Annotated in this window: 5 protein-coding genes and 1 pseudogene; 4 read left to right on the forward strand and 2 right to left on the reverse strand. The window is 40.1% G+C overall.

Features of this window, described 5'->3' with window-relative positions; translation table 11 throughout:
• Nucleotides 1–24: 24 nt before the first annotated feature.
• Complete coding sequence (locus L1264_RS13255; RefSeq protein ID WP_199526538.1) at nt 25–1,200, reverse strand: putative manganese transporter; 1,176 nt, start codon at nt 1,198–1,200, stop codon at nt 25–27.
• 71 nt (nt 1,201–1,271) lie between these two features.
• Nucleotides 1,272–2,897, reverse strand: coding sequence for a M28 family metallopeptidase (locus L1264_RS13260; RefSeq protein WP_199526537.1), 1,626 nt, complete (start codon nt 2,895–2,897; stop codon nt 1,272–1,274).
• Nucleotides 2,898–3,008: 111 nt separating this feature from the next.
• Here L1264_RS13260 and L1264_RS13265 point away from each other — a divergent pair, with 111 nt between their 5' ends.
• The 4 genes and pseudogenes from L1264_RS13265 to L1264_RS13280 all read left to right on the forward strand — a co-directional run.
• Nucleotides 3,009–3,821 carry a DUF3025 domain-containing protein gene (locus L1264_RS13265; RefSeq protein WP_235404106.1) on the forward strand — a complete coding sequence of 271 codons (813 nt, stop codon included), beginning with the start codon at nt 3,009–3,011 and terminating at the stop codon, nt 3,819–3,821.
• Nucleotides 3,818–4,606 carry an ABC transporter ATP-binding protein gene (locus L1264_RS13270; RefSeq protein ID WP_199526535.1) on the forward strand — a complete coding sequence of 263 codons (789 nt, stop codon included), beginning with the start codon at nt 3,818–3,820 and terminating at the stop codon, nt 4,604–4,606. The genes L1264_RS13265 and L1264_RS13270 overlap by 4 nt, the downstream gene beginning before the upstream one ends.
• The gene (locus tag L1264_RS13275) at nt 4,599–5,807 is read left to right on the forward strand and encodes an ABC transporter permease subunit (RefSeq protein WP_199526534.1); all 1,209 of its coding nucleotides are present in this window, start codon (nt 4,599–4,601) and stop codon (nt 5,805–5,807) included. Before L1264_RS13270 ends, L1264_RS13275 begins: the two co-directional genes overlap by 8 nt.
• Nucleotides 5,808–5,969: 162 nt before the next feature.
• Nucleotides 5,970–6,625: pseudogene (locus L1264_RS13280) on the forward strand (ATP-binding protein); the annotation flags it as partial.

The following is a 6,625-nucleotide window of genomic DNA, read 5'->3' on the forward strand; positions in this document are numbered from 1 at the left end:
GTTTTTTATTATCTAAAGCAAAAATTATATTCCGTAAAAGTACAAGCCATAACCGAATAACAGTGCCGGTATTGTTGAATACACAGTTGCCATTAACGCTGCTTTTGGTGCTAATGCGATTGCTGGGAATAGGGCGTCGCCATCATTCGAAATTGCATTTGCTGCCATAGCGCTAAATGGAATAATACCTTGAATATAGAGTGTCATTACGACAATTTGCGGCCCACAACCAGGTAATAAACCAATGGCTACAGCCACCAGCGGTGCTAAATATGCGTAGTCAGAAAACCATACGCTCAAATTTATACCAGCCAGATTAACTAAAATTTCAAAAAGCATAAAACTGGCGACAACCCAGGCCGTAACAAAGTGGGTGTCCATTAAAACCTTTGTTAGTTTTGAAGGTGGAGTACAAGGAGCCTCTTCACTGGTTACTTGTTTATAACTGCTGCCTTTAGATGAAAGTGCCCATACAACTACAGTGAATAACGCCATAATCGAGCCAAATAGGGTGATACCTTGATTAACGCTATCACCGAATACGCTAAGGTCGGTATTGGTGGCGATAACAAAGGCAACTATCAAGCTTGGTACTAGGGCCAATTTCCAAACAGGGCGGCTAAATTTCAAAGCGCTTGGTTGGCACTGCGGCGGTTCTGTGTATTCGCTTGCCTCATCAGGTTGAAATTTATTAGCTTTATGAAATGTGTTAACTAACTGACCGCTAATAACGCCCACAGCAACACCGATTAACATCATTAATAAACCATCAAGAGGGCGAGTGGCTAATAGCAAAAAAGCAGCATCCCCCATGGTTGCGGTTAAGACTGCAACAACAGAACCAAAACTAGCTTGTTTTTTGGTAAATTGGGTTACCACAATAATGGCACCCCCACAGCCAGGTAAAGCACCTAAGATTGAAGCAAAACTCACTTCTAGAATGCCTGATTTAGCACGTAAATAGCTAAGCTGTAACTGAGGAAGGCGATCAATAAGGTAGTAATAGATTAATAAGGTGGCTGCAACAAATACTGATACTTGAAAAAAAGCATCACTTAAAGCTTGAAGGGTAAATTCACGCGTTGTTGGTACTACTAATGCAACAAGCAAAAGAAGGGGTAAAAACAAGCGTTTATTATCCGTAATATAACACCTCACTTTTTTAGGAATGAAACTCGATGTTTGTGATAATGAGAGCATACAGTGCAACCTAAAAATTAATCAGGTTACACTGTAAATTAGATTTTAATGAAAATCAATCTCATTTGCATCTATTGGCGTTGGAACTCTGAAGTAGCATTCCATTTAGGCCATTCTTTACGCTCAGAGATATCAAAACCTACTTGATAGAATAACTGAAGATCCTGAACGGCACCTGATAAATCCCATTCATCACGGTATCGATCACATGGCTGATGGTAACAACCACGAAGCACTAAACTCATACGCTTACGGTAATTTGCTGTTTCTTCATCAAGGGCTTCACTACCGCCACCGGCATACATTGCTGGTACACCCATGTTTGCAAACGCAAAGTGATCAGAGCGATAGTAACCACCTGAAGACGGTTTAGGGTCGCCAGATACTGTACGGCCTTGTGCTTTTGCAGCTGTTTCTAGCAGACTATCCATTTCTGATTTGCCAATACCAACAACACTGATATCTTTAACTTTACCTAATAAGTTCAAGCTATCCATATTGATGTTTGCAACAGTTTGAGAAGCTGGGATCACAGGGTTTGCAGCATAATATTTAGAGCCAAGTAAACCTTGCTCTTCAGCCGTGACAGCTAAGAATGTCATTGAGCGGCTAGGGTGCTCTGGTAAACTTGCAAACGCTTCTGCCACTTCAATTAAACCTGCAGTGCCAGTCGCATTATCGTGGGCACCATTATAGATTTGGTCGCCTTTACGGGTTTTATCTGTACCAAGGTGGTCCCAGTGAGCAGAATAAATGATGTGCTCATCTGGCTTTTCGCTACCCGGTAAAGTCGCGATAAAGTTATACGAAATTGACTTTTTAATCGTATTGTTTACTTCAACGCTGGCTGTTAGGTCGCCCATATCAACATGGTAAGCACCTTTTGCAGCATTTGCTTTCATGGTGTCGAAATCTAAACCGGCTTTCGAGAACAACTCTTTAGCAACGTCTGTGGTTACCCAACCTTCAACAGCAACACGATCCATGTTGTTGTTTTCTTTTTGGAAACCAAACTGTTCGCCGCTCCAAGAGTTTTCAACAACAGACCAAGGGTAAGAAGCTGGTGCTGTTTCGTGAATGATAATTGCACCTGCTGCACCTTGACGGCTCGCTTCTTCGTATTTGTATGTCCAACGACCATAGTAGGTCATGGCATCACCGGTGAATAAATCAGGGTTTTTAGTCGCAAAACCAGGATCGTTTACCAGCATGACAACTGTTTTGCCTTTTACGTCCAGGCCTTCGTAGTCGTTCCAGTTGTATTCAGATGCATTGACACCATAACCAACAAACACAAGTTCTGAGTCTTTAATACTTTCTTTTGCACTTATGCGGCTACTGCCCATAACCATGTCTTTTTTGTATTGGTAATCTTTGCCACCAATAGTCAGTACCATGTTTGAATCTGCTTCAAGTGAAACAAGCGGTACTTCTTGTAAGAAACTATCACCGTTACCCGGCTCAAAACCTAATGCTTTGAATTGTTCAGTTAAATAGGCAAGGGTAAGCTCTTCACCTTTTGATGATGGTGCACGGCCGCCAAACTCATCTGATGCCAACACTTTAATATGCTCAGCTAATTGCTCTGAGTTAATGCTTTGATAGGCTTTTTCTACATCATTTGAAGTGATACTTGTTGAAGCACAGCCTGCAATGATAGCACTTGCAAGGAGTGTCACTGGAAAATAGCGTTTCATAATAGCTCTTTTTTTGTTTTATGGTGGCATTAGTATATGAGGTTCTATTAATGAGAACCAGTTTTTGCGGTAAACTAGTCACAATACATCAAGAAGTTAATATATTACGCAATGAAACGATTTACCGCACCCGAGCAGTGGTCTACACAATACTTAACAACCGGTGCCTTTGCTGATTTAGCAACACTATTTAATATAGATAAGCTATCAGATTGGCCTTCATGTCACTGGTTTAGTCAGTATCTGAATGCACAAACATCACAAGGCACCGCTATTAGTTTTGTTGAAGATGAAAAATTTTCTGACGAAACTCGCTATTACGAACAAATTATCTTTGAAACTGGGCAAGTACCAACAAGACAACAAAATTGGCACGACCTTTTTGGCGGATTTATTTGGTGTTTATTCCCAAAAACCAAAGTGCTGATCAATCATCAACATATAGAAGAAATTAAACTACACGGTCTAAAAGAGCGGAGCAAACATAGAAACGCACTGACTTTATTTGATGAATGTGGTGTCGTGCTTGCAATTACAGAACAAAGTTGGCAACAGCTGTTACGCGACCACCAATGGCAAGAGGCGTTTGTTGAGCAGCGACAACAATGGGGGAAAAGTATTAGGCCATATATGTTTGGTCACGCTAATTACGAAATGCTCACTCAGCCTTATATAGGCCTAACAGGTAAGGCTTTGTTTGTTGTTGTTCCTGATGACATATTTTGTAAAGATTTAAGCGAGCAATATGCGTATCTAGATCAACGTCTTTATGAGATGATAAAAAATGATGATTGCTTGCGGGACAATAAAAATTTATCGCCGCTGCCATTGTTAGGTGTGCCGGGTTGGTGGACTGACAATGAAAATCCAGATTTTTATAGTAATACCGATTACTTTAGACCGAAACGAAGGAAACGCACATGATTGAAGTCGCAGGGCTTAAGAAAAAGTTTAAGCTAACGAAAGATCATAAAAAAAATAAAACGGACAATATAGATCCCCGTGAAGATAAAGAGTTTTTTCATTCTGTAAGAGACGTTAGCTTTCAATGTAATAAGGGCGAAGTGTTAGGGTTGTTAGGTCCAAATGGTGCTGGCAAAACGACCACTTTAAGAATGATTTCAACAGCTTTAAAACCAGATGAAGGTAGTATTACTATCTCTGGGCACGATATTGTTAAAAAGCCATTAGTTGGCCGTAAATCAATTGGATTTCTGTCTGGCAGTACTGGCTTATACGGACGTTTGACGGTTAAAGAAAACATAGAATATTTTGCCCGTTTACATGGCATGAGTAAAAAAGCGGTCGCTGCTCGTTGTGATGAGCTATTCACCTTGCTTGATATGCACAACTTTATTGATAAACGCGCCGAAAACCTTTCAACGGGTATGAAACAAAAAGCTAATATTGCTCGCGCTGTTGTTCATCACCCTGACGTGGTTATTCTTGATGAGCCAACGACTGGCTTAGACATTATGACTACGCAAACTGTTATTAACTTTATTCGTCGCCTTAAAGAGCAGGGTACACCGGTTATTTTCTCAACTCACCACTTAGATGAAGTAGCGTTACTTTGCGATCGGGTTGCGGTAATTAATCAAGGTATTAGCTGTTTTGATGGCACCTTAGATGAGTTTAAACAAACGGGTAAAAGCGAAGAGCTAAACCAAGCGTTTATGAATATTTTAACGGAGAGCCGTGATGTTTGAAGTATTTAAAAAGGAATTAAAAGAGCTGCTACGTGACCGTAAAACCTTGATATTCGTCGTTGCTCTTCCGGTTGCTATATTCCCACTGTTATTTGCTGTTATGGCATTTATTAGCTCGCAAGCGGCACTTGAGGCCGAGCAAGAAGTGCACACCTACGCAATTATTAATGGTAACTACGCGCAAGAGTTTACAGATAAGGTGTTTTACCACAAAAGCTTTACTTTATATAAAGGCGACGAAACCTTTAATAGCGTAGAAGACCTCACTAATGCGGTAAAAGCAGGCACCATCGATATGGGTATCTATTTACCGTCAGACGCAAAGCAAACACTAGATGATGCCAAGCAAAGCGAATGGCAAGTTGTATATAACGACGCTAAGGCAATAAACTTTTTGTTTGACCGCGTTAAAGAGCTTGCAAAAGAGTATGGTGATAAACTGCGCACGACAAAACTGTTAAGCTTTGGCGTATCTGAGCAGCAACAAGCTGCCATTATCGAGCCTATCAAAGTTGTAAAGGTTGATACCGCAGATAAACGTGAAAATCTGGGTGAGAAAATAGGTGGGTTTATTCCTTATCTACTTATTCCTCTGGTATTGATGGGCGCAACGTATCCTGCGATTGATTTAGGTGCTGGTGAAAAAGAACGTGGAACGTTAGAAACTCTGCTACTAACACCAATAACACGCACTCAATTGGTACTTGGTAAGTTTATTACTTTATTAGCGTCATCGATTGCAACAACGACAATTACTGTATTGAGTATGGGAATATGGATCGCGGTTGCAATTGCGTTTGTTGATTTAGCTGTTGTTAAAAACGCATTTAGCTCTTTAACGGTATTAGATTTAGGGCTGATTTTTGTGTTGTTATTGCCTATAGCTGCAATCTTCTCATCATTAGCGCTGGCTATTTCTATTTATGCGCGAACCTTTAAAGAAGCACAAAACTACATGGCACCACTAAGCATGGGTGTCATTTTTCCAATTATGGTTGCTTTAATGCCGAATGTTGAACTGACGAGCAAAACCGCGTTTATTCCAGTGACAAACGTTGCGTTGGCAATAAAAGAAATCATTAAAGGCACAGTTGATTACACATTAGTGGGGTTAATTTTCTTAGCGACAGTCATTGTGGCAGGTGCATTACTCGCGTTTTGTGTTAAATGGTTTAATAAAGAGGATGTACTGTTCCGCTAGTCAAAATTCTGGCTAATAAAAGAGCACCGCAGCGGTGCTTTTTTTGTCTGTGTGAAAGTAAAAATACGTCTTAGTGGTTTTGTTTTTTATTTACGATCAATCTTTATTATTATGATTTTGACCTATACTGAAGGAAGACTCGCATAATAGGCAATTGATTAAATGGACTATGTACAGCCGGGACGTATTTTTAGTCGCCATAAAATCCCCATTATTACCTTGTTTGTGTTAGTAATCGCGGCAGGCTTAATCACAGTACAATACGAATACTCGCTGCGTGAACAATTATTTGAACGTACTCAAATAAAGATGCAAAGAGAACTGACTGATAAAGAAGCTGCTTTACGCTCTGTATTTAGAGAAAATATTTCTGCACTTAACTTTCTAGATGCAACCCCACCTATCATGGCCATTATGCGCGCCACTAATGAGCAACAAATAGATCCTGTACTTGGAACACCTATTTCAGCATGGAAAGACAGGTTAGCAAAAATTTTCAGTGGTTTTATGACTACAGATAAGAATATAGCCCAAGCAAGGTATATTTACATTGCAGATAACGGTAAAGAAGTTGTAAGAGTCGATAATATAGATGGTCAAGTTATTCGTGTGGCAGAGGATAAGCTACAACATAAAGGCAACAGAGAATACATGACCATCACCTCACAATTAGCAAATGGCTTTGTATATATTTCGCCAATTAATTACAACCGAGAAAACGGCCAAATTCAGCAACCCTATGTGACTAGTTACAGGGTTTCTAAACTTGTTCAAGATGCCAATGGAAGCCCATTTGCGGTACTGATCATAAACTACTT

Source organism: Pseudoalteromonas sp. APAL1, assembly GCF_021532475.1.
Lineage (GTDB): Bacteria > Pseudomonadota > Gammaproteobacteria > Enterobacterales > Alteromonadaceae > Pseudoalteromonas > Pseudoalteromonas lipolytica_C.